This window comes from Flaviflexus ciconiae (assembly GCF_003971195.1).
Lineage (GTDB): Bacteria > Actinomycetota > Actinomycetes > Actinomycetales > Actinomycetaceae > Flaviflexus > Flaviflexus ciconiae.
In genome coordinates this window covers 2,771,160-2,796,883 of record NZ_CP034593.1, presented here as the reverse complement: position 1 = coordinate 2,796,883, position 25,724 = coordinate 2,771,160, and the positions used below count along the sequence as shown (strand labels likewise).

27 protein-coding genes and 1 pseudogene are annotated in these 25,724 nt (G+C 60.0%); 11 read left to right on the top strand and 17 right to left on the bottom strand.

The features are described 5' to 3' along the window. Positions 1-190: 190 nt before the first annotated feature. Together EJ997_RS12600 and EJ997_RS12595 are read right to left on the bottom strand one after the other, a co-directional pair. Positions 191-1,411, bottom strand: coding sequence for a cobalamin-independent methionine synthase II family protein (locus EJ997_RS12600; RefSeq protein WP_126704849.1), 1,221 nt, complete (start codon positions 1,409-1,411; stop codon positions 191-193). 157 nt (positions 1,412-1,568) lie between these two features. Continuing rightward, positions 1,569-1,967, bottom strand: a complete 399-nt coding sequence (locus tag EJ997_RS12595) for a winged helix-turn-helix transcriptional regulator (RefSeq protein ID WP_126704848.1) — start codon at positions 1,965-1,967, stop codon at positions 1,569-1,571. A 100-nt stretch (positions 1,968-2,067) separates the two neighbouring features. Here EJ997_RS12595 and EJ997_RS12590 point away from each other — a divergent pair, with 100 nt between their 5' ends. The 4 genes from EJ997_RS12590 (at position 2,068) to EJ997_RS13855 (ending at position 6,138) form a co-directional block, all read left to right on the top strand. After that, a complete protein-coding gene (locus EJ997_RS12590; protein ID WP_126704847.1) occupies positions 2,068-2,916 on the top strand; it encodes an SDR family oxidoreductase in 849 nt (282 codons plus the stop codon). Positions 2,917-3,280: 364 nt separating this feature from the next. Beyond that, positions 3,281-5,170, top strand: a complete 1,890-nt coding sequence (locus EJ997_RS12585) for a BCCT family transporter (protein ID WP_206501700.1) — start codon at positions 3,281-3,283, stop codon at positions 5,168-5,170. Between the two features lie 191 nt (positions 5,171-5,361). Further along, a complete protein-coding gene (locus EJ997_RS12580) occupies positions 5,362-5,940 on the top strand; it encodes a hypothetical protein (protein WP_126704846.1) in 579 nt (192 codons plus the stop codon). A 63-nt stretch (positions 5,941-6,003) separates the two neighbouring features. Beyond that, entirely contained in the window at positions 6,004-6,138 is a 135-nt protein-coding gene (locus EJ997_RS13855; RefSeq protein WP_265936830.1) for a hypothetical protein, read from the top strand. Between the two features lie 28 nt (positions 6,139-6,166). Here the strand turns inward: EJ997_RS13855 and EJ997_RS12575 are convergent, their stop codons facing one another. Further along, the gene (locus EJ997_RS12575) at positions 6,167-6,538 is read right to left on the bottom strand and encodes a carboxymuconolactone decarboxylase family protein (RefSeq protein ID WP_126704845.1); all 372 of its coding nucleotides are present in this window, start codon (positions 6,536-6,538) and stop codon (positions 6,167-6,169) included. Between the two features lie 233 nt (positions 6,539-6,771). Here EJ997_RS12575 and EJ997_RS12570 point away from each other — a divergent pair, with 233 nt between their 5' ends. Beyond that, positions 6,772-7,518: a hypothetical protein gene (locus EJ997_RS12570; RefSeq protein ID WP_126704844.1), complete on the top strand. Its 747-nt coding sequence runs from the start codon at positions 6,772-6,774 to the stop codon at positions 7,516-7,518. A gap of 802 nt (positions 7,519-8,320) precedes the next feature. Here EJ997_RS12570 and EJ997_RS12565 read toward each other — a convergent pair. Continuing rightward, the gene (locus tag EJ997_RS12565; protein WP_126704843.1) at positions 8,321-8,761 is read right to left on the bottom strand and encodes a YtoQ family protein; all 441 of its coding nucleotides are present in this window, start codon (positions 8,759-8,761) and stop codon (positions 8,321-8,323) included. A 141-nt stretch (positions 8,762-8,902) separates the two neighbouring features. After that, positions 8,903-9,274, bottom strand: coding sequence for an ArsR/SmtB family transcription factor (locus EJ997_RS12560; RefSeq protein ID WP_126704842.1), 372 nt, complete (start codon positions 9,272-9,274; stop codon positions 8,903-8,905). Between EJ997_RS12560 and arsM the strand changes: the two genes are divergently transcribed. After that, positions 9,242-10,279 carry an arsenite methyltransferase gene (gene arsM / locus EJ997_RS13660; RefSeq protein WP_323052617.1) on the top strand — a complete coding sequence of 346 codons (1,038 nt, stop codon included), beginning with the start codon at positions 9,242-9,244 and terminating at the stop codon, positions 10,277-10,279. The two genes, EJ997_RS12560 and arsM, sit on opposite strands and share 33 nt — an antisense overlap. Before the next feature lie 97 nt (positions 10,280-10,376). Continuing rightward, the gene (locus EJ997_RS12550) at positions 10,377-10,802 is read left to right on the top strand and encodes an arsenate-mycothiol transferase ArsC (protein ID WP_126704840.1); all 426 of its coding nucleotides are present in this window, start codon (positions 10,377-10,379) and stop codon (positions 10,800-10,802) included. A gap of 615 nt (positions 10,803-11,417) precedes the next feature. On the opposite strand, the pseudogene EJ997_RS14175 reads toward EJ997_RS12550, so the two are convergent. The 3 genes and pseudogenes from EJ997_RS14175 to EJ997_RS12535 all read right to left on the bottom strand — a co-directional run. Continuing rightward, positions 11,418-11,666, bottom strand: a pseudogene (locus EJ997_RS14175) (YchJ family metal-binding protein); the annotation flags it as partial. Between the two features lie 80 nt (positions 11,667-11,746). Continuing rightward, the gene (locus tag EJ997_RS12540) at positions 11,747-13,165 is read right to left on the bottom strand and encodes a tryptophan-rich sensory protein (protein WP_126704839.1); all 1,419 of its coding nucleotides are present in this window, start codon (positions 13,163-13,165) and stop codon (positions 11,747-11,749) included. Beyond that, the gene (locus EJ997_RS12535; protein WP_126704838.1) at positions 13,159-13,890 is read right to left on the bottom strand and encodes a CPBP family intramembrane glutamic endopeptidase; all 732 of its coding nucleotides are present in this window, start codon (positions 13,888-13,890) and stop codon (positions 13,159-13,161) included. The genes EJ997_RS12540 and EJ997_RS12535 overlap by 7 nt, the downstream gene beginning before the upstream one ends. 159 nt (positions 13,891-14,049) lie before the next feature. On the opposite strand from EJ997_RS12535, the gene EJ997_RS12530 reads away from it, so the two are divergent. After that, the gene (locus EJ997_RS12530; RefSeq protein WP_126704837.1) at positions 14,050-14,472 is read left to right on the top strand and encodes a hypothetical protein; all 423 of its coding nucleotides are present in this window, start codon (positions 14,050-14,052) and stop codon (positions 14,470-14,472) included. On the opposite strand, the gene EJ997_RS12525 is transcribed toward EJ997_RS12530, so the two are convergent. Genes EJ997_RS12525 through EJ997_RS13285 form a run of 3 tightly spaced genes read right to left on the bottom strand, consistent with a single transcriptional unit; the run spans position 14,417 to position 17,088 of the window. Further along, complete coding sequence (locus tag EJ997_RS12525; protein WP_126704836.1) at positions 14,417-15,583, bottom strand: glycerol-3-phosphate dehydrogenase/oxidase; 1,167 nt, start codon at positions 15,581-15,583, stop codon at positions 14,417-14,419. The genes EJ997_RS12530 and EJ997_RS12525 overlap by 56 nt on opposite strands. A 24-nt stretch (positions 15,584-15,607) precedes the next feature. Continuing rightward, positions 15,608-16,459, bottom strand: coding sequence for an FGGY family carbohydrate kinase (locus EJ997_RS13290; RefSeq protein WP_206501696.1), 852 nt, complete (start codon positions 16,457-16,459; stop codon positions 15,608-15,610). Next, complete coding sequence (locus EJ997_RS13285; protein WP_206501694.1) at positions 16,456-17,088, bottom strand: FGGY family carbohydrate kinase; 633 nt, start codon at positions 17,086-17,088, stop codon at positions 16,456-16,458. Before EJ997_RS13285 ends, EJ997_RS13290 begins: the two co-directional genes overlap by 4 nt. 96 nt (positions 17,089-17,184) lie before the next feature. Here EJ997_RS13285 and EJ997_RS12515 point away from each other — a divergent pair, with 96 nt between their 5' ends. Both EJ997_RS12515 and EJ997_RS12510 read left to right on the top strand, forming a co-directional pair. After that, positions 17,185-17,931, top strand: coding sequence for a PolC-type DNA polymerase III domain-containing protein (locus EJ997_RS12515; protein WP_126704835.1), 747 nt, complete (start codon positions 17,185-17,187; stop codon positions 17,929-17,931). Continuing rightward, a complete protein-coding gene (locus EJ997_RS12510; protein ID WP_126704834.1) occupies positions 17,928-18,161 on the top strand; it encodes a hypothetical protein in 234 nt (77 codons plus the stop codon). The genes EJ997_RS12515 and EJ997_RS12510 overlap by 4 nt, the downstream gene beginning before the upstream one ends. 562 nt (positions 18,162-18,723) lie before the next feature. Here the strand turns inward: EJ997_RS12510 and EJ997_RS12505 are convergent. The 4 genes from EJ997_RS12505 to EJ997_RS12490 form a co-directional block, all read right to left on the bottom strand. Further along, positions 18,724-19,608, bottom strand: a complete 885-nt coding sequence (locus tag EJ997_RS12505) for a polysaccharide deacetylase family protein (RefSeq protein ID WP_126704833.1) — start codon at positions 19,606-19,608, stop codon at positions 18,724-18,726. Between the two features lie 62 nt (positions 19,609-19,670). Next, positions 19,671-20,702, bottom strand: coding sequence for an asparaginase (locus EJ997_RS12500; RefSeq protein ID WP_164720016.1), 1,032 nt, complete (start codon positions 20,700-20,702; stop codon positions 19,671-19,673). Between the two features lie 139 nt (positions 20,703-20,841). Continuing rightward, positions 20,842-22,374, bottom strand: a complete 1,533-nt coding sequence (locus EJ997_RS12495; protein WP_126704831.1) for a purine-cytosine permease family protein — start codon at positions 22,372-22,374, stop codon at positions 20,842-20,844. 345 nt (positions 22,375-22,719) lie between these two features. Next, a complete protein-coding gene (locus tag EJ997_RS12490) occupies positions 22,720-23,658 on the bottom strand; it encodes a uroporphyrinogen decarboxylase/cobalamine-independent methonine synthase family protein (RefSeq protein WP_126704830.1) in 939 nt (312 codons plus the stop codon). A 42-nt stretch (positions 23,659-23,700) separates the two neighbouring features. Between EJ997_RS12490 and EJ997_RS13020 the strand changes: the two genes are divergently transcribed. Continuing rightward, positions 23,701-23,859, top strand: a complete 159-nt coding sequence (locus EJ997_RS13020) for a hypothetical protein (protein ID WP_164720014.1) — start codon at positions 23,701-23,703, stop codon at positions 23,857-23,859. Between the two features lie 9 nt (positions 23,860-23,868). Here the strand turns inward: EJ997_RS13020 and EJ997_RS13850 are convergent, their stop codons facing one another. Next, complete coding sequence (locus EJ997_RS13850; protein WP_265936829.1) at positions 23,869-24,003, bottom strand: hypothetical protein; 135 nt, start codon at positions 24,001-24,003, stop codon at positions 23,869-23,871. Positions 24,004-24,063: 60 nt separating this feature from the next. Further along, positions 24,064-25,710, bottom strand: a complete 1,647-nt coding sequence (locus EJ997_RS12485) for an ABC1 kinase family protein (RefSeq protein WP_126704829.1) — start codon at positions 25,708-25,710, stop codon at positions 24,064-24,066. Positions 25,711-25,724 lie beyond the last annotated feature (14 nt).

Here is a 25,724-nt window from a genome sequence, read left to right as displayed (position 1 = left end):
GCCCAACCTATCGACAGTCCCCAGTATTGGCTAGGTTCCTTGCGGACAGCGGAAAAGTCCATTGGCAGCGGACATTGCTACCCAATCCCCGCTCCCGCCAGTCCCACTTCGCCCCAAGGACGACGCGGCGACACAATCGTGTCGCCGCGCTGTCAGTCATCGGAGCGCAAAAACCAGACGGTTTAGTCCTTTATAGGCTCATGTACTTTTCTGCGAGGGCAGCGCCTTCGCCAAGTGCCTGGAGCTTTGCCCACGCAATCTGCGAGTGGAGGCGCCCGCCGAGACCGCAGTCGGTAGAGGCGATGACGTTCTCGGGACCCACGAGTTCCGCGAAGCGGATGATCGACTGTGCCACGGTCTCGGGGTGTTCCACGATGTTTGTGTTATGCGAGATGACACCGGGGATCAGCTTTACGCCCTCGGGGAGCTTCCGGTCCTGCCAAATCTTCCATTCCCACGCGTGGCGGGGGTTGGCTGCTTCGAAGCTGAAGCCCCCTGCGTTGGCCTCAAAGATCGTGTCAACGATGTCGTTGAACGGAACATCGGTGGTGTGCGGGCCATGCCAGGAACCCCAGCAAATATGGATACGCACTCGGTCGCGGTCAATGCCCTTAATGGCTTCATTGATCTCTTCGACTGAGTGACGAATGTACTTGAGGTACTCGTCGACGGTCGGCTCGGGATTGATCTGGTCCCACGAGTCGGCAAGGTCGGGTGCATCGATCTGAAGAGTATGTCCAGCATCGACGATCGCCCGGTATTCCTTATTGAGTTCTGCCGCCACCGCCATACCAGCATCGTGGCGTGACTCGTAGAAGGCGTTACCCATGGACGAGAGCATTCCGGGCGAGATTGAGGAGATAAATCCACGGCCTTCAGCTCCCGCTCCAGACAGTGCTGCACGGAGGCCCTCGGCGTCAGCCTTCACAGCATTCTGGCCCGTGTAGGTGATCTCCTTGATGATTGCGGGCGCCGTCGGGCTGTCCAAACCAGCCATGATCCCCGCATTGTACGGATCGGCGAGATATGCCTCTTTAAATGCCTGGTAGTCGCGACGGTTTGCGTAGGTCGTGAGCTCCGGCTCATCGTACTTGCCGGGGACAGCATTCGGGTTCGGCATGATGCCGTTCTTGTGCTCGGCAAAGCCCAGGCCGTCGAAGCGGTGCCAGGCATAGTAAACCCAGGCGGTCGGTTCAATTTCCTCGACCATGGGCTTGCCGTATTCACCATCGTTAATGATGTCGATTCCGGCGTTGATTTGGCGGGCAACAACGTGGTTGATGTGGGCCTGCAGTCGCTCGTCGAACTCTGCTCGATCCAGCTCGTTGTTCTGAAGGGCAATGTTCTCAGCGATTAGCGCTTCGGGGCGGGGTAGCGAACCAACGTGGGTGGTGCGGATTGTATTAGCCATTCGAATTCTCCATTCGTCTCGCAATCGAGCCTATGTGCTTCCGCCCAGATTTCTATTCCGGTCCATTCTTCGGAAACACGCCTGCGCGATTCAACGGATAAGTGTCAGCCCCATCAGCTAAGCGAGCGCCCGAACACCTAAGCGAGCACCCGATCAGCTAAGCATGGGCCTTATCGTAGGCTTCTTGCGACTGGAGAATGCCACCTAGTTCCCCTTCGACGATTCCCTTGAGATCACTGAGTGGGCCGGACAATTTGTTTCCAAGCTCTGTGAGTTGGTAGTCGACGTGGGGCGGGATTGAACTGTGCACGGTTCGCACTACCACCCCTTCACGTTCAAGCTGAGCAAGGGTTTGGGACAGCATACGGTCACTGACACCGTCCACGTGGCGGCGGAGCTCACTGAATCTCATGGGCTCACCGTTCTCCGATAGCGCAACGATGACGAGCGCACCCCACCTTCCGGTGACGTGATGAAAAACGTCGCGAGATGAGCACATTCGCGAGAAAACATTGGGGTCCGGGAGCGAACCAAGGGTGTCGTCGTTGCTGGCCATACCCCCACCCTAATACTTCTTCACTAACTTCCAGTATTCACTTTCTTTTAGTTAGTGCTATTGTTTTCGTGTTGGACTTCCCCACGACGTCAGGACAAGCATGAACTTCGCAGTTACTGGAGCAACCGGCCACCTTGGTGGTTTCGTTATTGATTACCTTCTTGAGCGGGGTGTGGCCCCCGAGGTCATTACCGCAATCGTCCGCGACGACCAGAAGGCTGCCGATCTCGCAGCGCGCGGCCTGACAATCCGCGTAGCCGACTACGAGAACAAGGAGGCTCTCACGAAGGCACTCGAGGATGTCGATCGTCTGGTCCTTGTTTCCAGTAGCGAAGTGGGCAAGCGTTTTGCTCAGCACTCGAACATCATCGAGGCCGCTCAGGCCGCGGGTGTTTCTTTCATCGCCTACACGAGCCTTCTTAACCTTGATACCTCCGAGCTTGGCCTGGCTCCCGAACACCGGGATACCGAGAAGCTCCTTGCCGAGTCCGGAATTGACCACACGATCCTGCGTAATGGCTGGTACTGGGAGAACTACGCTTCCGCCCTCGACTCCGGTCGCGCCGCGGGTAAGTTCTTTGGCGCTGCCGGTGCCGCGAAGGTTTCGGGGGCTGCTCGCCGCGACTACGCCGAGGCCGCTGCCGTTGTGGCAACAACGGATGGTCACGCTGGCAAGGTTTACGAGCTTGCTGGTTCCCCGAGCCTCACCTACCAGGAGATCGCCGACGCCGCGGGCCAGGTCATTGGCTCCGAGGTCACGTACGTGGATCAGTCCGTCGAGGAATACCGGGCCACTCTCGAGAGCTTCGGTCTCCCCACGGAAGCCGCCGCTGCCTTTGCGGGGATGGAGCCTGCTATCGAAAACGGCGCCCTCTACTCGGAGAGCACCGACCTTCAGGATCTGATCGGCCGCCCGTCAACATCCGCAGCGGACGCACTCTCCGCCTGACCTCAATCAAACGAGCCCTTCAGGGTCCTGTCCCTGCCCGGTGAACATTCGTTGGGCAGGGACTTGTGCTTTCTCATCCGCCCGGGCCGATCATCGCCACGTTGATCGACGTTTCCGCACATTGATGACCCTTTTGGAGATCTTCTGGAGCTTTTCCACCCAGTTTCGATTCTCGCAATCTCCTTTAGAAGCACTCTGTGGTCAGTATTCGTTTGCACCATTCTTTGACGCGCTTCTAATATCACCTTTTGCCCGATGAGTCATTGATTATGGACAAGTAGACACTTTCTGGGAAAACACTTCGGATAGTTATGGCGGTCCCGCTAAGCTAAGAATTTCGCCGCTCCCTACCTGAAATAGAACTATGTCTTCCAGAGCGAATAACGCAGAGATCACAGAAAATCAGGCACAGACGACAGATACCGGGCAGGAAAATCCCCGGAAGTTTATGCCGTGGCTTAAGACAGATCCGCTGATCTTTCTAGCCGCAGGCGGATTCATTCTTGTCTTTGTCGCTGGCACCATCGCATTTAGCGAGGGCGCCCGCCAGCTGTACGGCAACGTGTCCGGTGCCCTTATGGAGAACTTCGGTTGGCTCTATATTGGCGGCGTCTCACTGATCTTCATTTTCCTTATTGTGCTGTTTGTTTCCCCGTACGGGAACCTCAAGCTCGGTGACGATGGTGACGAACCCGAGTACTCCACTCCCGTATGGTTCGCGATGCTGTTCGCTGCAGGTCTTGGTGCCACTCTCATGTTCTGGGGAGCGGCAGAGCCACTGCACCATGCTTACAATCCACCGCGTGGCGACATGGAACCCATGTCGCAGGAGGCCATCACTCAGGCCTTCGAGTTCACGTACTATCACTTCGCGGCGCACATGTGGGTGGTCTTCACCCTGCCCGGCCTGGCGCTCGGCTACTTCATTTACAAGAGGAAAATGCCGGAGCGGATGTCTTCCGTGTTCGCTCCGCTCCTTAAAGGCCAGATCTATAGGTGGCCCGGCAAGCTCATTGACGCCGTCGCCATCATCGGCACCACGTTCGGTATCGCTGTTTCGGTTGGTCTTGGTGTGCTCCAGATCAATGCTGGCATGAACATCATGTGGGATGTGCCGATCGCCTCCCACATTCACCTTGCCATCATTCTTCTCATCACCGTCGCCGCCTGCATTTCCGTCGGCACCGGCCTCGACAAGGGCATTAAGATCCTGTCGAACATCAACATCGCGCTCGCCACCGGGCTCATGATCTTCGTCCTGCTCGCAGGACCAACCCTCACCCTGATTGAGCAGAGCGTCGAATCCTTCGGCATTTATGCTTCGTCACTCCCCGAGCTCATGTTCTGGGTTGACAGCCACAACGAGAACCCAGACTTCCTATCCACATGGACGGCGTTCTACTGGGCATGGACGATCTGTTGGGGCCCCTACGTGGGGATGTTTATTGCCCGAATCTCCCGCGGTCGCACCATCCGCGGCTTCATTGGCGGCGTCCTTGGGCTAATCTCAGGCTTCGTTCTCATCTGGTTCTCGATCTTTGGCCGCGCTGCCCTGGAAATGGAAAAGGACAATCCGGGGGTTCTCACAGAACCCGTAGTCGAAAATGGCCGAACCGAGATGGCGTTGTTCAGCCTGCTCGAGCAATATCCCGCCTACGGCCTGGTCGGCACAATCGCACTCATCGTGATTGTTGTCTTCTTCATTACGTCAATGGACTCCGCGGGGCTCGTCATGGACATGTTTGCCACCGGCGAAGAGAACAAATCACCCACGATCTATCGCGTCGGCTGGGTGGTTGGAATCGGCGCCGTTACCGCAGCCCTCCTCCTCATCGCACCCGATGATGGCATCACGGCAATCCAGCACGTTGTCATTATCGTGGCATTGCCGTTCTTCCTCATCGAGTTCTTCATGATGTGGGCGTTACTCAAGGCAATGAGCGAAGACCGCGCAGCCGAAGCCCCCGTCAAGACAAGGCAGTGGGATCGAACGTTCGACGCTGACGCTCTCGAAGAGGGCGCTAGCAGGCCAGCACCCGGATACGACGAGGACGGCAATCCGCTCCCCGAGCCAACCTGGCAACATGAGGATGGTGCCTGGTTACTCGAAGGTGACATCAAGGTTGCTGGCGACCTAGCAGTCGGCGGCGAGATCGACGAGACCTGGGAAGGTCCCGAAACCGACTCCGAATCGGACACCGATCCCGAGTTGGAATCCGAGACCAACCCCGAACGGTCTACGCAGAAGGACTAGGTTCACTCACCGCTGTCCCCGGGTAGCCTCTCACAGGCACCCGGGGACATTCCTTTCTTAGCGCCACAATCAGGGTCTGCCTCCCCCACTATCAATCACCACCACGCCTTACGTGTCGTCACAGTGGCAGGGTGACGACACCTGCATCGCTTCCACACACGGTCCGCTGTAACCGGGGACTCGGCCTTTAAATGTGGTTACTTTTCGGAACTGTCGTTGCCGTGGTCATCATCGGCCTTATCGGCAGCGAAGCTCCCATCGATGCTGTTCTCATCACCTCGGGAGCCACGGCCGCCCTCATCCTTCCGTGTTACGCACTCCCACCTCGCGTGACCATCTCTATCGCCGAAGGAACGGTCCGGAGCAAGAAGGGGACCTTCCCGTTCTCCGCCATAGCGGAGGTCCGGTTCATTCACTGGTCGCGCACCGGGCACTCAGCTGAGTTTTTTAGGGATGACGGAAAGAGGCTAGCCACCGTCGCTCTGACGAGAACCGTTTTCGCCACCGCAACGACCGAACAGTGGATAGCACTACGTCACGTGGTGCGGGCCGCGGCCTCAGCACGGATAAACCGCCCCAAAACGAAGCCCCTACCGCCTCCCGGATCCATCAGCCCTCTCCGGTTCTCATTGAACGTTAAGATCTTCACTTTAGATCACGTACTCCACATTCTTGATGCTCAGATCAATTGGGTCATGGCTGGGGAGAAACCCAGCAGTCAGAAAGCCCCATTCGCAACTCTCTCCCGGGCCGTTGTTTACATGGGATAACCAGACTCATCAGAACTAACCTGGCAGATTATGGAGCAGCGGGCAGCTGTCATACCTTAGCCCGTGCTTTCCGAATCGGCGCTCGGTTTCACGACGTACCGGCACCGACACACCCAGGCACCGACCGCTTTCTCCAGCATCACGAAGCCCCGGGACGGAATCATGCTGTTCCGCATCCGGGGCTCTGTTGCAATTTAATGGTCAGCTCAACACTGACGCAGTTGCATCAGTCCCCGAACGCCGCTTTCATGCAGCGCATTGCGGCAAGCGTCTTGGGTACGCCGATGTAGGGCATGAGGTGGACGAAGCACTCGGCAACCTCTTCCTTGCTCATTCCGGCAACATCAACAGCGGTCTTGATGTGGCCGGTAAGCTGCGGTTCGACGCCTCCCATGGCGGCAAGCGCTGCCATGTTCAACATCTGCCGGTCACGTAGCTCCAGTCCTTCACGCTGGTAGGTGCCACCAAAGACGGCTCCAACAACCCAGTCGGACGATCCGGGAGCGAACTCATCCAGTTGCTTCTTCCAGGTTTCTGCGCCTTCGGGTGTCTGAGTCTCGGCAACAAACTGGTTGCCCTTATCCATACTTAGTTCCACTGTTTCCTCCTGGAATACGGCTCATTAAGTCCCCGCCATGCTAACAGTCGCTTCTCTCGCCCAGCCGCTGCACCGTTCGCACTTTGCTTGCTTTGTTCTCATCTTTTACAACTCACTCTCGATGTCATTGGCAGCCTGCACCGGGTGGATCGATCTTTACTTCCCTTCTTCATTGGATTGCTCTCTCCATTGAATCTCACCCACACGCTCCTCGTTTTCGGTAAAAATGGTTTGTGTCTTTTGAAGAACAGAAAGCCCTGGAGCGTGCGCACAAGATGTGGAACGGCGTGCTGTTTACTGTTGGCCTCGTCGGTGTCATAGCCCTCGTCATTGTTCTGCTTGGCGGGGTGGCTGGATATCCGGGCAACGTCCAGCACATCATGGGGCAAAGCACCAAGGCCACCGCAACCGTCACAAACATTCAGAAAGTTGATTTCTGTACTCGTCGCAACCGGGATCAATACACCCTGACGTGGCAAGAGGATGGAATGAGCAGGACCGAGACGGTTGGGAGATGTGGGGACCCGTGGGACGTCGGAGACAAACTGACCGTCTGGTCCACTGAGGCTGAGCCCTACACCGAAAGCCCATGGGTGATGCGCTCCATGATCGTTCTCCTAACCACTGCCCTAGGGGTAACTGGCTGGCTTGCTTGGCGGGGCCGCAAGAAAATCAAAAAAGCCGCCGAGAGCGCTCTGAACGGGACGTGGCAACCGCAGGTCTATTCAACAATCGGTTTGCCTGGCGCCAGGAATTTCCGAATGAATCCGCCCCGCCCAAACCGCAACCGAGTATCCGACTGGATCCGTGTCCTTTACAAGCCCGAAGGCGAATATCAGATTCCTCTCGACGTCCCCGGCACCCTTTACATTGACGGTTTCCAGGGCGACCGCCCGAGCGGCCTGTCCCTCCACGAGACAGCTGATGGGCGGCGGGTGTGGCGCTGGCACGGTCGCATAAGGGAACAGAAGCTCCGCTAACCGGAAATGATTTGACCTGCGTTTGGTTCCGACCAGTCGCCCTGCCACTGGGTTGGCGCCAGAAGTGATTCTGTTCAGCAGAGTGGGCCACTTCAACTTCGAGGGGTGTTTGGTATGCGAACTCGCCGTGGAGTCGTTTGTTGTTCCATATGCCAGGCAGCCATTCCCAGGGCCTGGAGAGGAAGGATCTCGGCTTTAACTGTCGAGGCGACACTCCAGTTTAAGTGTCGAGGCGACAATCCAACCGGCAATATGGCGCGCGAAGACTTCGTTGATGAACGACATGCACGTAAACCCGGACCAGGTCGCGGCGTAGTTGTCACAGACGTAGGACTGGCTGGACCAGCAACAAACTGACGCTCGGCAAAACCGGAGGGAAGATCGAGCTTCAGATCAGCAAGTAACGTGATCGTGCTAAGCAAGTTCAGCAATACGAGGGGTAGCCGGGGAGTCTATTTCGGCCGCGAGAGCATCGGTATTGCCCTCAAGCCCAAAGGTACTGAGCACGATTTCTCGTGGGATGTAACCGCACACAAAGGCATCGAGCACCGCAGAGCCATAGCCTCTACCACCGAGGGCACGCTGATCTGACAGTCCAGGATACAATTGACCGCTTCGTCCCCAGAAGACTCAGACCGTTAACGTCACATTCCATTGGGACTGGCCGTCACGCATCAGGAAGGCAAAGTTGCTGCGCGCCAACGCTGTGCGCGCAGAGTTCGCCAACGGATGGCACCTCAGAACTGTTTTCTCGAATCACTGACGCGTCAAGCCAAGCAAGCGGACTCGTGCCCGCCGAAACTTAATCTTCGAGGACGTAGCGGAGGGTCTCCACAACTTGATCAGTGGTCTTGCACCAGGCTTGCGCGCCACCATCAACTTCCTTGAGCGCATGCACAATATCTTCATCATGGAGCGTGATGTAGGGGGTGCCGAGAGCGGCGCAGTAGCCAGCATCGAATGCCGCATTCCACTGCTTGTACTTGTCACCGAATCGGACGACAACAAGATCAGCCTTTTCAATCAAGGTACGGGTGCGGATCGCATTAACCTTCGCAGACTGGTGGTCACGCCAGAAGTCACTGGGGGTATCACCGAGATGATCACCCGCCGCATCGCTCGCAGGATGGTCGGTCACCGGTGCAGTGAAGACAACATCGAGTCCTGCCTCTTCCGCACCCCGGCGGACTTCCTCACGCCAGTCACTGTGGATTTCACCGGAAAGGTACACGTTGAAAGTCATGACAGACACTCCCCTCAGTAGCTTTGAACGGAATTGTTCGTCCTTCTTCAACCATCCTATAGATAAGAAAAAGAGACACCACCCTCTCAGCCGCCCGCTAAGCCTCGACGCTCATCATTACTCAATCGGAATCACGGAACGTCATTTTGTCTGGAATAACTCCAAGCCCAATACCCGGACCGCCGACTCCAATGCCCCATCAATCAGTTGAAAGTACGCCCACTTTCCACGCTTTTCCCGCGTGACAAGCCCAGCATCCACCAGACGCTTCATGTGGTAAGAAACCGTCGGTTGGCCAAGCCCAACCGGTTCTGTCAGATCGCAAATACAGAGCTCGGACGGATCCGACTCCGCAATCATGAGGAGCAGCTTCAGCCGGGTGGAATCACCGAGGGCTTTAAATACGCGGGTTAGCCGGTCAATGTCAGCATCGTCGCCAACGCTGCTGGTCGCCGGAGTACAGCACTCCCCCGAATCGATATGTGCAATCGGCAGCTCGATCCTCACAGTCATGACCCCATGCTAAATCACGTATTGAAAATCTTCGATACGTTCTGCAGGATTAATACATTAAAGCTTTTCGATAGGAGGCTCATAGTGACGGAGCCAGGCACCGGCATTACTCGCGAGCAGGTGCGCGACGCATATGGCCAACTGGCTGTTGCCGCTGGCCTAGACAATCGCACGAGCCTACCTGCCACAGACACGGGCCAATCGTGTTGCGCGCCCGCCCAAGAGATCCCACACAACACTTCCAGTAGCGACGGTTCCTGTTGCACCTCCACCGAGGACACATGTTGCGCGCCCGCCGGGAACATTTCCTGTTGCACCCCTACCAAGACCAGTTCCTGCTGTGATAGCGACGCAACGACCATGGAGGGCTTCGGCTCCGCCCTTTACCCCGCCGGAGAGCAGGGCGCTATCCCCGCGGAAGCTCTTGCCGCTTCCTTCGGGTGCGGGAATCCGACAGCTGTCGCTGAACTCCGTGAGGGCGAAACTGTTCTCGACCTTGGCTCCGGTGGCGGAATTGACGTGCTCCTATCAGCACGCCGTGTTGGCAAGACCGGCTTTGCCTACGGCGTGGACATGACGGACGAAATGCTTGAGCTTGCCGAACAGAACAGAGCAAAGGCCGGTGCCACAAATGTAGAATTCCTCAAGGGCACAATCGAAGACATACCCTTACCTGGCAGCTCGGTGGATATTGTGATTTCGAACTGCGTCATCAACCTGTCGATCGACAAGAACACCGTCATGACAGAGATGTTTCGCGTGCTTAATCCTGGCGGCCGAATCGGCATAACCGACATTGTCGCCGAGGATCGCCTCAATCCCACCGAACGCGCCGAACGAGGATCGTTCGTCGGCTGCATTGCAGGTGCGCTCTCCAAGTCCGAATACCTTGAAGGACTCAAGCAAGCTGGCTTCACCGACGCCGAGGTGCTCTTTACCCACGAGGTTGCAGAGGGTATACACGGGGCAATTATTCGCGCGACCAAGACTGGGGAGAACGCTTAACTCAGCAACAGACCTCGGCACGTCAACCTCTCGTGCCGACCTCAATACCCGCTCCCCAGATTTCATTGACCATCGACCATTCTCAGAGGAGCCCATCATGACTGAAATACAGAAACCCTCCGTTCTGTTCATTTGCGTAAAGAATGGCGGTAAGTCGCAGATGGCGGCGGCTCTCATGCGTCACCATGCCGGTAGCGCCATTGACGTTCATTCCGTCGGCACTGTTCCCGGAACCTCACTTAACGCCATGTCCGCCTCAGCAATCGAGGAGGTAGGGGCCAGCATGGATGGCGAATACCCCAAGCCGATGGACCCCGCTCTGCTACGAACGGTGAACCGCATCGTCATTATCGGAAACGAGGCGAAGGTTGAGCCCGTTAGTGACATGGTCGGTACGATCGAAACGTGGACCATTGATGAACCATCCGAACGTGGAATCGAAGGTGAAGAACGCATGCGCCTGGTTCGCGACGAGATTAACGAGAAAGTGCATCGGCTTGCCGGAGAGCTTGCATCCACATGAGTTTCCCGAATGAGACGACCCTTACAATATGCTCAAAAGTAGGGAACACTACGTCAGGTTGCCCGGCACAGGAGAGTGAGACGAGGAAACCTTGACTCTCTGATCACCGTTTACATACTCAACCGCCGAATCTCTACCCTCGGCCTTTCGGTTTCGACGGATCGTTCCAATCAACGCAACATCGACTTCACGAGCCTCGACTATGGATACGTGTCGTTGAACTAGCTCTGCATCTCACAGACATTCTGCGCGAACTCCTGGGGCTCTGCGAAGGTGCGGCTCATAGCCCCGGCTTTCATCGTGTCGGTAGCTGGTGTCCGACCGGGCCGAGATCGGTCCGGTCGGGGAGCGCGTTCGCTAACAGGCCGCTGTCGCAACACGGTTCTCATTTCGACACCGCAGGGCAATCGGACGGGGAGGCGATCATAGCTATGAGAAGTTGAGCACGGAACGCCTTCGTGTTGCACTCCCCCCGGTTCTCATTTCACGGTCCTACCGCGTCAAGGGCTGCCGCGAGCATAGCGACCGCTCAGCAGACAGGAGCGAGAGACAGCAAGCCGCTTTGCCGCGCGTCACAGGGCTGGCGCACCTCTCCATCGAGGCAGTACAAGCGACCTACCTCAGAAATCGGAAGCTCTCGTGGAGGACACCGAACCCGCCACGGTCGTCCAGGCAGGTAGCCCAAGACTCGACGATATCGAATGTGTCGTTCGGACCGCCGTGGACCGCGTCGAGGATCTGGAGCCCGCGCCAGGCCGGGTTTTGAGCAAGATCGAAATCTGCCCGACGCGTGGATTCAAGCCACGACTGCCGAAGCCACTTCAGATCGCCGTTCTTGAAGGTCGCGGACCGCGAACGCGTCGTCTCCTCGGCAGTCTCAGACTATTGCGCGTCTGCCGCCGTCCGTCTTGGCACGACTCGCGACCAGCGTCGTCATCTTCCGCTCACGCGTTCTGGCGCGCTATCGCAGCGCTCAGTGCTGTCGCGAAGCCACACCATAGGGCATAGGGGCTGAGGAGCGCGCCGATCTGCGGGCGAGTCCGCCCGCCTCTCCGTGCAAGGTCGGCGCTGCTGGCCGTGAGGAGTCCGGCAGTTGCGACGCTGAGCAGGAGCGAATGCCCACGGAAGAACGCACCCGACCAGCCAGCGTTGAGCACGAGGTTCGCGCCCAACGCGGTCGCGTAGTCGCGCGCCTCTTTCTCGTCGCCATTCTCGATCCGCTCCGCGATCGTCATCGTCGATGCTGCCGCAATCGTTGCGTAGAGTCCTGTCCAGACGATGGGAAACACTGCAGCGGGGGGCTGCCAGGACGGCTTCTTCAGCGACTGATACCAGGTTCCGTCGGGTTTGGTCATGATGCTCCCGGTGACTGCCGCGGCTCCGACGGCGGCGATGACTCTGCGTCCGACCCGCCAGAAGCGTTTCGTGTCCACATCCTTCGTCCGGGTCTCGATAGACTTCTCAAAGTTCATGAGCCCGCGTTCAGGGTCCCCCAGGACCTCGGATGCGTCGCGCGCGCTACCCTGTCCCTTTACCGCATCGTCGATGAGGCTACCGACCAGGGGTCGGGCTACGCCGGCGCCGACGGGGGTGACGAGCCCAACCCACCTGCTCGCCAGTGCTGGGGTGAGCACCGGAACTGTCGCCATGAACCGCTTCGACAGCCCAGTCACCTCCGCGTAGCGGCGTATCATCTCCCGGTAGCTCAAGGTCTGCTCCATGCCGACATCGAGTGCGCCCGATTCCTCGCTCGGAAGGTCCGCGGCGCGCACCAGGAAGTGGATGACGTCGTCGATATCGATGGGCTGGACTTGGTTTGTCACCCACTTGGGGGCGATCGCGATCGGTAGCCGTTCTGAGAGGTGGCGCAGCATCTGGAACGAGGCCGAGTCCTCGCCGAGCACGATTCCGGCCTGGAGGATTGTGGTCGGCACGCCGCTTTCCTCGAGTATCCGCCCAACCTCGGCGCGAGATGCCATGTGCGGAGCTAGCTCCGCCTCGTCGTTGTGCAGGCCGCCCATATAAACGATTCTGCCGACGGAATGCCGCTCGGCGGCCTTGGCAAAGCCCTGGGCAAGCTTCTTGTCGCGCTCAATGAAGTCGCCCTTGCCGTCCATTGAATGCAGGAGATAGTAGGCGACATCGATGCCGTCGAGAGCTTGACTCAGGTCCTCATCATCAGTCGCATCGCCCTGGAAGACGTCGACATCATCCCTCCAGGCAACATCGAGTTTGTCGGGCGTCCGCGCCAGGACGCGCACCTTCCACCCGTCCGACAACAGGGCCGGTACGAGCCGCGATCCAATGAAACCACTGGCTCCAGTGACCAGGGCACGCCGCGCCCCATTATTCTCGCTCACCATAGGAGATCTCCAATCGATAGTGCGGACGGTAGAAGGAACAGCATACCTAGCGACCATGTTAGGTGCGACACAATTGGGCCGAGCACTCCGCCGGTGACACGCCTCTGCGCGCCCGTCAAGAGTCCCAGGCATAGCGCGGCGAAGCTCAGGAGCGGGACGCCAGAAAGCACGGTCGAAAGGGTGTAGATCAGTGCCGAGCCAATGATTTCCCAGCGGCGTGGCATCGCCGCGAAAACAGCGCCGCGAAAGAACAGCTCTTCGCCGATGCCGCTGATCGCAGTCACGGCAGCGACAATCGCGATATTGCCGAAGTGCGCATGCTCCAGAAGATCATCGACCGGGCCTCTGAGGAAATCGACCTGGCCGACGACCATAGCCCCGAGAAGAAACACGGCGAGGAGCGATCCTCCGAGGATGAGACCCTGGACGACCGCGCGCCCGCCCGGCTCGCCCTCTCTAGTCCACGAGCGCCCGCGCGACAGCGGCCCTGAGGCAAAGGCGCCGATGGTCCAGATAGCGGCAACGCCGAGAGAGGCGACATAGAAGAGGGGCTCTCCCGGAGCCACGTCCAGTGCGGCTCCGAGCCCGGCGGCCCCGAGAAGGAGGGTGATGGTGACGACGATCCGGCGTCTGCGGACCTGCGTTGGGCTCTTTTCGCGGCGACCCTGCACCCGGTCGACAAGCGATGCTCGGATGAAGGCCCTGAGTTCGGAAGGGAGATGCACATGTTCATTTAGTCATCGACCGTTGTCGAATACAAGGACTCATTCTGTCGCACCGCACGTGCATAGTGGACAAGTGTAAGCGCGCTACTGATGTGAACAGGCGGGGACATCGTCGGCCTCGATGGCTGATCGGCTTTCAGGTTTGTATAGGATGGCTCTATGGGTGAAACACAAACATCTGCAACGACGCAGATTTCTCAGCACAACTATGCGCCCGGCGCGGTCGTCGCTGTGCGGGACGAGATGTGGATGATCACCAACGTGGCCCGCTCGGTCGACGGCTATCGGCTCAAGGTCCGCGGACTGTCGGAATACGTCCGCGATGAGGAAGCGACCTTCTATACCGCACTCGATCACATCGAGGTCCTCGACCCGACGAAGGTCGAGGTTGTGGCTGACCGGTCCCCCGGCTACCGCCAGACGCGACTGTGGCTGGAGACCACGCTGCGCCAGACGCCGGTCCCTCTCTACCAGGAGGAGCTGTCCGTCTCCCATCAGATGCTCCCGGACCCGCTCGACTATCAGATCAGCGCGGTCCGCAAGGCGCTCTCCACGGACAACCCCGGCGTCGTGTTCTCATAGCTGACGCGGTCGGGCTGGGCAAGACCCTCGAGATCGGGATGACGCTGGCGGAGCTCATCAGGCGCGGCAGGGGCGAACGCATCCTCGTCGTCACCCCGCGCCACATCATGGAGCAGTTCCAGCAGGAGCTGTGGAGCAGGTTCGCCGTGGGGATCGCCTTGTTCGCTACGTTGAGGAGGTACTGGATCTCCTCGGGCTCCGGAACGACATGGTTGAGATCGCCCGTGTAGTCCGTATCGGTCGTCCCGATGTAGACGAGGTCCTCCTCGAGCGAGGGGATCGGCCACACCGTTCGGCCGTCGTCGGGCGAGGTCAGGAAGATCGCGTTGTTGAGGGGGAAATCCGACTTCTTGACGACGATGTGGATGCCCTTCGAGGGACGGAGCCCGGGCCCTTTCTGTGTGCTGTGCTCGAATTGCCGGACCCGGTCGGTCCACGGACCGACGGCGCTCATCACCTGGCGTCCGCGGATCTCCGCCGACTCTCCGGTGATCGTGTCTGTCACCTGCACTCCCCGGGCCCGCCCCGATTCCAGGATGAGATCGGTGACCTCGGCGTGGTTGATGAGCTGCGCTCCGTACTCGTAGGCGCTCTTCACCGTGTCGATCGTCAGCCGAGCATCATCCGTGAGCGCGTCATAGTATTTCCCCGCACCGAGGAGCCCCTCCTGACTGATGTGGGGTTCGAGCTTGAGCACCTCGTCCTTCGACAGCATCGAGTGGCGGCGCTTGCGCCACTCCCCCGACGCGACGTCGTAGAAGGTGAGGCCGAGGTTGAGCATGCCCTTCCCGTAATCGTCCCCCTCGTACACGAGGTAGAGGAAGGGCCTCATCTTCACCAGGTGCGGCGCCGTCTTAACCAGCTTTTCGCGCTCCCGCAGCGACTCCGCAACCATATGGAACTGGTAGGTCTGCAGATATCGAAGGCCCCCGTGGACGAGTTTCGATGATTTGCTGGATGTGCCGGATGCGAGGTCGTTCTTCTCGACAAGGAGGACGGAGAGTCCGCGGAGCGCGGCCTCGCGGGCGGTTGAGGCGCCGGTGATTCCGCCGCCTATGACGATGAGGTCGAAATCCTGCCCCTGCGCCTCGGGGATCGTCAGCCGTTTCATCTCCTCACCTCTCTCCTCGCCGCCCTACTTCCGAGCCCAGCCCTGACTGCGCTCGACTGCCCGCTTCCAGACCATGTAGGCGGCCTGGCGCTCCTCGTCGGAGATCTGCGGCTCGAAGGTCGCGTCGAGCTCGACGAGCTTGAGGACATCCTCGACGGAATCCCAGACGCCGGTCGCAAGACCCGCCATGAAGGCCGCGCCGAGGCTTGTTGCCTCGGTGTTTGCGGGGCGGGTGACCGTCGCATTGAGCTGGTCCGCCTGCATCTGCACCAGCAGATCATTCTGCGAGGCACCGCCATCGACGGCGATCTTCGTAATCGGATACCCCGACATCTCGCTCATGACATCCATGAAGTCACGAACGGAGAAGACGATGCCCTCCAGGGTCGCACGCACGAGGTGGCCGCGCGTTGTTCCGGGCGTGATTCCCAGAATTGCGCCTCGTGCGTACGGGTCCCAGTACGGGGCGGACAGCCCCGTGAGGGCGGGGACGACATAGACGCCGCCCGAGTCTGGAACCGATCTCGCAACCTCTTCAGATTCTGCCGAGGTGGAGATGATTCCGGCACCGTCGCGCAGCCATTGACCGGCCGCTCCTGTCGTGCCTGCGTATCCCTCGATGACATACGTGGTCTTTCCGTTCATCCGCCACGCGATCTGAGATGTGAGCCCACTTGTCGTGTCGATGACCGGCTTGTCTCCGACTGTCATGTCGAGGAACGTTCCTGTGCCATGCGTGCACTTGACCGTGCCCGCTTCGATGCAGCCCTGAGCGAAGAGCGCAGAGTGCTGGTCGGCGATGGCGGCGCCGATGGGGATCTCTGCACCGAGGACGTCCCGGTCGGTCGTGCCGAAGATTCCCGAGTCGTCCTTCACCTCGGGAAGAGGCTCATGGGGATGTCGAGGGCCGTGAGGAACTCCTCGTACCATTCATCCGCCAGGAGGTCATAGCAGCCGGCAACAGTTGCGTTCGAGGCGGAGATCGCATGAACCCTTCCGCCGGTGAGCTTGTAGATGAGCCACGAGTCGACGGTGCCGAAGGCGAGCTTCCCCGCTTGAGCCTCCTCCCTCGCACCCTCGACGTTGTCGAGGATCCATTCGATGCTGAGCGAGGAGTAGATGGGAGCCAGCGACCAGCCGGGGCGGGAGTATGCCTTCTCTCCCCACTCGGGCAGAAGCTCGGCGGCACGGTCGGAGGTGCGGGTGTCCTGCCAGACGATGGCACGGGAGATCGGCTCACCGGTGTCTCGGTTCCACATGACGGTGGTAGCGCGCTGGTTGGTGATGCCGATTGCGGTCACATCCTCGGGCTGGAGCTGCGCGCCGGCCAGCGCCTTCTGGATCATGGCGAGCCCCGCGCTCCAGATCTCTGACGCGTCCTGCTCCACCCTGTCCTGGCTGGGGTGGTAGACGGGAAAATCGGTGTAGGCGGACGACACAATGGCGGCGTTCCGGTCGTAGACGAGGGCACGAATGCCGGTGGTGTATCCACGGAATCTCCGCACGCGACGTCATCGGAGCCCCGACGTTCGAGGACATTGCCGACCTCTTCGCGGCTGAACTCTCGGGGAGCGTCTTCGTCGACCACAACGCGCGGTTCGATGCGGATTTTGCGCAGGGGGGAGCTCACCGCCGCTCGACGTCTCGACGGCAGCCGGATCCCGTTCCTCGACACCATGGCGATCGCCAGACGGATACTGCACCTGCCGAACTTCAAACTGGGGCAGGTCTGCGCAGCACTGGGAATCCAGAACAGCAATGCGCACAGCGCCCTGACCGATGCCTATGCGACCGCTGAAATCCTTCAGGCGTTCATCCGCGAGGATGCCTGCACCTCGCCCGACTGGCAGAAGATCGTCAGCGCATCGCTGGATTTCCGCGGATACACGATCCACGACCCCCACTGCACCCGGGAGCGGCTGCGCAATCGCGGCGCTGCGGCCGCAGCGCCGGAGACCCTGGCGAACGGTGCGTGGATGAACCGCGCGATCGGCTCGCGCGACATTCCCGACGATGTCACACAAGCGCGATACTTCACCCTTCTCGACGCTGTTCTGCTTGACCATATCTGTCCCAGACAGAACAGATCCAGTTGCTCCGCTTCGCCGAGGAGAGCGGCCTGTCCCCGGCAGATCTTCGACGTCTCCACCTCGACTACGTTCACCTCCTCATCCGGGCGACCGAAGCTGACGGCATCATCACCGAGCAGGAGCAGAGCACCATCTCCTCAGTGTCGGAGCTCCTCGGGATCAGAGCCGACATCCCGCAGGCTTCTGCGCCGTGCGATTCGCGGCCGCAGGATGGCCATTCTCCGCTGGCAATCACGCTGCAGCCAGGCGACCGAGTGACAGTGACCGGGCCGGTCGAGAAGACCCAGCAGTATTGGGAGGAGTTCTTCGCGGCCCAGGAGGTGCAGGTCGCGGGCATTGCACGATCGACGAAGGTTGTTATCGCCGGCGATCCCGACTCACAGTCGGGAAAGGCCGAGAAGGCGCGTAGCTACGGCATCCCCATCATCGGCGAGACTTCGGTCGACTCCGTCCTCTGTTTCGCGGAACCGTCGACGACGCTGTTCTAGAACGCGGATTCTTCGGCGCTCACCGACTCAGGAGCGCGGCTGAGCCGCCCGTATCCACCTCACTTGACTGACGCCCGTCCCCTGTCAGGAGCAGCGAGGCTCGGTTGGGACGAGAATCGAGCAGCCGACTTGAGCAGCGCTCAGATGCTGTTTGAGGCTGACATGAGATCCGCGAGCGCCTGGAGTGATCGCTTCGAGCGATCGGCAGTCGGAAGCAGACTCAGAGTCCGCGTGACGAGCCGCCCCACCTCTGCCAGTCGGGCATGATGTCGGAGAGCAGGTAACTCTCCTTGATCCGTCCGAGGTCTCGTGTCGGGGTGAGGAAGAACCGCGGGGCTACACTCTCAGATGAGACGCGGGCCCTGCCGACCGCCAATTTTCGAGCCCTCAGCTGATCCTCCGGATTCGAAGGTGCCTGCCACGCCGCATTTCCCGTTTGCCGAAATTCGGGCGGCGTGGCGCGGCCGCCCGAATTGCGGCACCTGTGAGCCCCGGATATCTCCGGCGGCAGGAGGAGCCTTACGGCATCCGCTGCGCTGGCTGGAGTCGTCGAGGTTACTCCTCAGCCCTGAAACGGGAAACGCTCACGGAAATCTGCTGCGACGTCTTCGAACGTGCACCACTCGACCCCCGGATAGCGGGAGATATGGTCGAAGACGCGCTCAAGCATGAGGAGCACCTGCGGACGGCCTGAGACATCTGGATGAATGGTGAACGGGAAGACAGCATAATCCATCTCCCGGTAGATCCAATCGAACTGGTCGGTCCACAGCTTTTCAATGACCTGTGGGGCCACGTAGCCGTGCGAATTCGGATACCCCTTGATGTACATCATGGGCGGGAGGTCGTCGACGTACCAGTTTGCCGCAATCTCAACGAGGTCAACCTCCTTGCCGCGCTGCAGCGGCTTCATCCACTCTTTCGCCGGCTTCGAGTAGTCGATCTTGGTCCAGGAATCGCCTACCCGCGCATAGAACGGCAGGAAGTCGTGATAGCTCTGCGAGTTGTCGTAGCTGAAGCCGTTATCCGCGAGCAGCTGAGCGGTGCTCTCGCTCATCTCCCACCAGGGCGCCACGTAGCCGACAGGCTTCTTGCCCGTCAGGTTCTCAGATAGTTCGATGCACTTCCCCAGGACATCCGCTTCCTGCTGTTTCGTCATGAAGACTGGGTTCTCATGCGAATAGCCGTGGAGTCCGATTTCGAAGCCGGCCTCGACGACGGCTTCTGTCTCCTTCGGGAAGGTTTCCATGGAGTGTCCCGGGATGAACCATGTGGCGGGGAGTCCTCGCCGGGACAGCAGCTGGTTCAGCCTCGGCATACCGACCTCGCCGGCAAACATTCCGCGCTGGATGTCATTCGGCGAATCTTCTCCCTCATAGGAGCCGAGCCAGCCGCCGACCGCGTCGACGTGAACGCCGATGCATACTTTGATGTTCTTCTCCGTCATTTCCTTTGCTACCTTTCAGTTTATCGGCAAAATTTGTTCATTGCTCTAAGGGCTCTTCCGATTCAGGCCTGCCCACCCCAATGACGTTCGAAAACGTCCCTCATCTCCTCAATGCTCAGCCCGACATCCTGCAGGACGCGAAGCGCCAACCGAGCCTTCCGGGCACTGAGCCGGCCAGCGAGAATCGCACCGGCGCTCATCAGATCTGACTCGGATCCGGCGTAGCCGTATATTTTTCGGGCTGTGCCGGATTGATGAGTCCTGGAGGCGACGACTATGGCCGCGCCGTGATCGACTGCGTTCCGGACCTGCTCAGCCGCCGACGCCGATGTATGCCCGACGCCGGATCCATTGATTACCACCGCGCCGACGCCGTGATCTATCAGGGCTCGGAAAAGCGCTCCGTCGTCCGCCAGTCCTGCCTCGATGATCGGAATATTGACCATGGGGCGGTCCCTCCACGTGTCTTCCGGCGCAGACCCAGAACCTTCCACCGCGTCGATGGCAGTGCGCTGTGCGTGCCATTGACGTCGGAAGACGCCTTCCCTCACATATCCGAGAGGCCCCGCACCGGGAGATTGAAACGATTCAAGCGCCTGGGAATCTGCCTTCGTGACGAGTCTCGCGAGATGGACCTCTTCGTTCATGCAGACGAGAACACCGGCGTCGCGAGCGTCTGGGCTCGCCGCTGCCACGACTGCGGAGGCGAGGTTTGCGGGGCCGTCAGAGCTGAATCGGCTCCCAGATCGCATGGCGCCCGTCAGCACGATCGGCTGAGGTCGGCCCCACACGAGATCCAGGATGAATGCCGTCTCCTCCAGGGTGTCAGTGCCGTGGGTGAGGACAATGCCCTGAGCTCCTCCTTCGACTTCTGCGTGAGCCCATTCCAGCGCGGATCCGAGGTCGGCCAAGGTGATGGACGGTGACGGCTTCGTGGTGACGGTGTGGGTGCGGAGCTGTGCGAGCGCCGCGAGTTCCGGCACCCCCGCGACCAGGTCGTCGCCGTCGAGCTGCGGAGTGACCGTGCCGTCTGGTCCTGCCGTCATCCCGATGGTGCCGCCCAGAGCTCCAATGCTGATCCGCGGAAGCGTCATATCATCCGTCCCCTTCTGCATTCTTGGTTCCCGTCCCGATGTCCGCCTCAGCTCCCGCCCGTCGGCACCTGAGGACAGCCGCCGATCACCGGGACACGAGAGAATGGTGGAACAGCCCGGTCGCTGCGCGACTCGAGTTCTAGATGACGCGCGCTGCGCCTGCGCTGGGGCTGACGAACCCTTCGGTCACCACCTGCTGCTGTTCAGGACGCGATGCGAGCGCCTTCGACAGGAGCAGATGGAGGACAAACGTTATAGCCAGTGCTGCGATCCCGGCTGGGAAATCGAAAGGCAGCGGCAGCCAATACTGGAACGTGATGCCGGCGATGGCGCCGACCACGAAGGAGACGATGGCGGGCCATCGCACCGCGGGCATCCGGTTGGGATCAGCTGTGGCATATTCGGCCCGGCGGACGATGTAGAAGTCAGCCAGAATCGGGCCTGCCAGCGGAACGAATGCGGCGCCGAGCACGGTGATGAAGTCCGCGAAGAAGTACGCGTAGAAGCCCATTGCTCCCATGATCGTTCCGATCGTGCCGACGACGATGACAATCTTTCCCCGTTTGATCCTGAAGCCGCTCGATTCGGCAGCAGGACCGACGTAGAGAGCGTTGCAGTAAAGCTCTGACATATTGGTCGTCCACAGCGCGAGGACCCACAGGACGGCTCCGAGAATCGTCAAGAGCACGCCGTTCTCCGCCATCCATGCGATGAAGTTGGAGTCACCCGTTGCAATGGATCCGGTGTACCCGATGATGTTGAGAAGCGGGTTCGTGAGAATGAAGCAGGCAGCCGCGCCGATGAAGACATGTACGGGGTTCTTGGCATATCGGAAGATATCGACACCCATGATAACTCCAGCGATCCAGGCGCCGATCAGCAGGGTGACTGCCGTTCCTTGGCTCATGCCATCGCGTGTAGCCGCTTCATCGAGGACATTCCCAAATCCGCCGAACTCGTTGACCATCAGAAAGGCGACGATAACGGCGATGATCAACACGAACGGGGCGGCAGCGGCCGAGATCTTCTCGATGGCTGTAATGCCGCGCCAAGCGGAATAGGTGAAGACGGCGCCCCAGAAGAGGCAGAACAGAACGTACTCAAGCGATAGATCGTTGATGATCGTGATGCCGGTGATGTCGCCGACGGCAGCGTCGAAAATCTCTCCCACCATTCCGACGATCGAGGCGAACCAACCCAGGGTCAACAACGCCATGATGAGCATGGGGACGATCATTCCCTGTTTGCCATACGAGATCCGCGAGATGAGGGACAGGTTGAGCCCCGTCTTCATGGCGGCAAAGCCGAGCAGGAATGTCAGAACGAGGAGAAGGCCTTCTCCCACGAGAATTGCGAGCACTGCCTCACCGAAGGGCATACCATCCGTGCCGCCCTGACCAGCCAGCTGACCACCGACGATCAATCCCGTAGGGACATAGCCGAATCCAACCCAAATGGCGAACATTGCAAACCACGAACGTCGCGCTAACCGGGGTACGGGCTCCAGCATGAACTCTTCGTGATCGTGGGGGTCAATCTCGCCGACCGCGGCCCCATCGGGGGCAAGGCCGCCTTGTACAGCCGCATAATCTGTCGAGTCGTGCGGCGCCTGTCTCTGGCGCCGACCCTTTTCTGACGAGGCGTGGGACACGGTGATTCCTCTCGCTGGCATTGTGGAAGACTCTTTTTGTAGACAAAGAGTAACATGGATCTCAATTTCATCTCAGGAGTTCGACCGGAATTCATCCCTTGCGGCCAGCCCGTGCGAGAACTCGAACTCCAAAGCACTGGATGAACGTCACCGCTGACAGATTCTCTCCAGTCCCATGCCCGCAGAAATCGACTTCGTCCGTCGTCTCGGCAGCATGCAGGCGCGGGTGGTGGCCCCGGACTGACGCAGCCCGGGGCCACCACCGAATCGAGAGAGATGCGCAACGCCGACTACCTCAGCCGCATTCGGACCAGGTCGACGAGGCCGGGAGTTACGAGATGCCGCCTCCGAAGGGGTCGGACAGTATCAGCGCGCGAAGCAGAGCATTCCTTCCTCGCACAGGGCCAGCTTGCTTATGCTGCCCCGAGCACCGTCGCGCGCGGGCTGACCCGCTGCCCTACAGCCCCATGTACTTCTCGGCGAGGCGATGACGTTCTCGGGGCCGACGAGCTCGGCGAAGCGGATGATCGACTGTGCCACCGTTTCCGGGTGCTCCACGATGTTCGTGTTGTGGGAGATGACTCCGGGAATGAGCTTGGTGCCCTCCGGGAGCGTGCGATCCTTCCAGATCTTCCACTCCCACGCGTGACGGGGGTTGGCGGCCTCGAAGGCGAACGCGCCGGCGTTCGCCTCGAAGATCGTGTCGACGATGTCGTCGAACGGGATGTCAGTGGTGTGCGGGCCGTGCCACGAGCCCCAGCAGACATGGATGCGGACCTTGTCACGGTCGATTCCCCTGATCGACTCGTTGATCTCCTCCACCGAGTGGCGCACGTACTTGAGGTACTCCTCGACGGTCGGCTCGGGATTCATCTGATCCCACGAGTCGGCGAGGTCCGGCGCATCGATCTGCAGCGTGTGCCCAACATCGACGATGGCGCGGTACTCCTTGTTGAGCTCGGCCGCGAGCGCCATGCCCGCATCGTGGCGCGACTCGTAGTGGGCGTTGCCCATGGAAGAGAGCATGCCGGGCGAGATGGAGGAAATGAATCCTCGGCCCTCTGCGCCCGCAGAGCGGAGAGCTGCGCGGAGCCCTTCCGCGTCGGCACGAACTGCATCCTGACCGACGTACGCGACGTCCTCAATGATCGCCGGGGCGGTTGGGCTGTCGAGAGCCGCCATGATTCCCGCATTGTACGGATCGGAGAGGTACGCCTCCTTAAAAGCCGAATAGTCGCGCCTGTTCGCGTAGGTCGTCACGTCTGGCTCGTCATACTTGCCCGGCACCTCGTTCACGTTCGGCATGACACCATCATTGTGCTCGGCAAACCCGAGACCGTTGAAGCGATGCCAAGCGTAGTAGACCCATGCGGTCGGCTCGATCTCTTCGGTGACCGGCTTGCCGAATTCGCCGTCGTTGACGAGGTCGATGCCGGCGTCGAGCTGGCGGGCAACAACGTCGTTGATGTGCGTCTGGAGGCGCTCGTCAAAGTCAGCGCGGCTTAGTTCGCCCTTCTAGAGCGCGACGTTCTCGTTGATGAGGGCGGTTGGACGCGGCAGCGAGCCGACGTGCGTCGTACGGATTGTCTCGGCCATTCTTGTCTCCCATTCGATCAATGCGTTGACGTCAAGCATAGGCGGGCTGCCCATGAATACTCGGGCAGTCCAACTGGCGGGCATAACAGGTCTGTCCTGCCCCGCTCGATCGACCTACCTCAGGCGACGCGGTCGCGAGCTCCAAGCGATGTAGGCACTGCCACCGGTGAGAGCCGCTCCACCGGCCGCGGCGATGGGGCCGATGAAGCGGCCGAGGCTGTCTTTGTATGCCGCGAGGAGGTTCGTTCCGCCGGTGATCATGGCGGCGACGATGAGGGCGGCGACCATCCTGTCGCCCGTCCGCTCCATGCGCTCCACAAGCGGCTCGATCTCGCTTGCGCGGATGTTGATGTCGACCCCACCTCGCTCGATCTGCTCCATGATTGTGCGGATGTAGCTGGGCAGCTCGGTGCTGAACTCTGCAGCGGTCATGGCCGCAGCCCGTAGACGTTCTGCGAGCCACTTAGGATCAAGCTTCTCCTCGACTAGGCGATTCGTGTAAGGGGTAAGTGCCTCGTTGATGTCGAAATCGGGATGGATTGTTCGACCAAGCCCGTCAGCGATCATAAGCATGCGGAAGAGCTGCACAACGTTGGGTGGGAGCGAGAGACGGTGCGTGCGGACGATCGAGAATATCTGGCTGGCGAGCCTGTCGATGTCGATCTCGGCAAGCGTTTGGCCGTCCATGCGCTCGGTGATGCGTGCGACGTCACTTCGCAGGAGGCGCCGATCGAGCGGGCCCCGGGGTGGGGCGATGCGGAGGAGAGAGCTGGCCAGGCCATCGGTGTCGCCCTCAACAAAGGCCATCATCATGCTGGCGAAACGGCGACGGAGGTCTTCACTGATGCGGCCGACGGACCCGAAGTCGAATATGCCGATGGTGCCGTCGCGCTCAACGAAGAGATTCCCCGCATGCGGGTCCGCATGGAAGACTCCGTCCTCGAAAATCATCCGAATGAAGATCTCGGCTGCCCGGTAGGCGAGATCGGAGCGGTCAATCCCTGCCTCATCGAGGGCGTCGACATCGTCGATGCGGATGCCAGACAGCCCTTCCATCGTCATCACTCTCGAGGTCGTCGTCTCCCAGTCAATCCACGGGACGTGGACACCATCGACATCTTTGAAATTCTCACCGATCTCTTCGCACGCGCGAGCTTCGACGAGATAGTCGAGCTCTGCTCGCAGAGCGTCTGAGAATTCTTCGACGACGCTTGGGAAGTCCATGTCGACGAGCATGTCCGAGCTGCGGGTCATGCGACGAGCAAGATTGTGGAGGATCTCAAGGTCGATGTTGACCTCTTCCACCACTCCGGGTTTGCGGATCTTGACGACGGCCTCACGACCGTCGTGCAGGCGCGCCGCGTAGACCTGGCCGATCGATGCCGAGGCGAGCGGGGTGCGGTCGAACGACTCGAACAGTTCATCCACCGTCGCACCGAGGTCTTCGTGAACGACCTCAGCGAGCTCGTCGAAGGGGATCGGATTCGTGTCATCGGTGAGCCGGCCGAACGCTGTGCAATACGCTTCAGGGAAGATGTCGGGTCGCATGGAGATGAGCTGGCCGAGCTTGACGAAAGCTGTCCCCAGCTCTTCGAAGGCGGAGACGAGAAGCTCGGGCAGAGCGTCGTCATCTCCCGCCTCGACCGTCTCGCTTTCGGCGGGAAGCCACCTCCCCAGCCCCGCTTGGAGCGCCAGGGCACGAAGTCCATTGCGGGTCAGAACGTTTGCGATCTCACGGTATCGATTGAGGTGGCTTGCCATGCCCACACATTACC

Excerpts from the sequence above, each read along its gene's own strand:
- EJ997_RS12600 (WP_126704849.1), bottom strand. The coding sequence starts at position 1,411 with ATGGCTAATACAATCCGCACCACCCACGTTGGTTCGCTACCCCGCCCC.
- EJ997_RS12595 (WP_126704848.1), bottom strand. The coding sequence starts at position 1,967 with ATGGCCAGCAACGACGACACCCTTGGTTCGCTCCCGGACCCCAATGTT.
- EJ997_RS12590 (WP_126704847.1), top strand. The coding sequence starts at position 2,068 with ATGAACTTCGCAGTTACTGGAGCAACCGGCCACCTTGGTGGTTTCGTT.
- EJ997_RS12585 (WP_206501700.1), top strand. The coding sequence starts at position 3,281 with ATGTCTTCCAGAGCGAATAACGCAGAGATCACAGAAAATCAGGCACAG.
- EJ997_RS12580 (WP_126704846.1), top strand. The coding sequence starts at position 5,362 with ATGTGGTTACTTTTCGGAACTGTCGTTGCCGTGGTCATCATCGGCCTT.
- EJ997_RS12565 (WP_126704843.1), bottom strand. The coding sequence starts at position 8,761 with ATGACTTTCAACGTGTACCTTTCCGGTGAAATCCACAGTGACTGGCGT.
- arsM (WP_323052617.1), top strand. The coding sequence starts at position 9,242 with ATGTGCAATCGGCAGCTCGATCCTCACAGTCATGACCCCATGCTAAAT.
- EJ997_RS12560 (WP_126704842.1), bottom strand. The coding sequence starts at position 9,274 with ATGACTGTGAGGATCGAGCTGCCGATTGCACATATCGATTCGGGGGAG.
- EJ997_RS12550 (WP_126704840.1), top strand. The coding sequence starts at position 10,377 with ATGACTGAAATACAGAAACCCTCCGTTCTGTTCATTTGCGTAAAGAAT.
- EJ997_RS12540 (WP_126704839.1), bottom strand. The coding sequence starts at position 13,165 with ATGGTGAGCGAGAATAATGGGGCGCGGCGTGCCCTGGTCACTGGAGCC.
- EJ997_RS12530 (WP_126704837.1), top strand. The coding sequence starts at position 14,050 with ATGGGTGAAACACAAACATCTGCAACGACGCAGATTTCTCAGCACAAC.
- EJ997_RS12525 (WP_126704836.1), bottom strand. The coding sequence starts at position 15,583 with ATGAAACGGCTGACGATCCCCGAGGCGCAGGGGCAGGATTTCGACCTC.
- EJ997_RS12515 (WP_126704835.1), top strand. The coding sequence starts at position 17,185 with ATGCGGATTTTGCGCAGGGGGGAGCTCACCGCCGCTCGACGTCTCGAC.
- EJ997_RS12505 (WP_126704833.1), bottom strand. The coding sequence starts at position 19,608 with ATGACGGAGAAGAACATCAAAGTATGCATCGGCGTTCACGTCGACGCG.
- EJ997_RS12500 (WP_164720016.1), bottom strand. The coding sequence starts at position 20,702 with ATGACGCTTCCGCGGATCAGCATTGGAGCTCTGGGCGGCACCATCGGG.
- EJ997_RS12495 (WP_126704831.1), bottom strand. The coding sequence starts at position 22,374 with ATGCCAGCGAGAGGAATCACCGTGTCCCACGCCTCGTCAGAAAAGGGT.
- EJ997_RS12490 (WP_126704830.1), bottom strand. The coding sequence starts at position 23,658 with ATGCCGAACGTGAACGAGGTGCCGGGCAAGTATGACGAGCCAGACGTG.
- EJ997_RS13020 (WP_164720014.1), top strand. The coding sequence starts at position 23,701 with ATGCCAAGCGTAGTAGACCCATGCGGTCGGCTCGATCTCTTCGGTGAC.
- EJ997_RS13850 (WP_265936829.1), bottom strand. The coding sequence starts at position 24,003 with ATGGGCAGCCCGCCTATGCTTGACGTCAACGCATTGATCGAATGGGAG.
- EJ997_RS12485 (WP_126704829.1), bottom strand. The coding sequence starts at position 25,710 with ATGGCAAGCCACCTCAATCGATACCGTGAGATCGCAAACGTTCTGACC.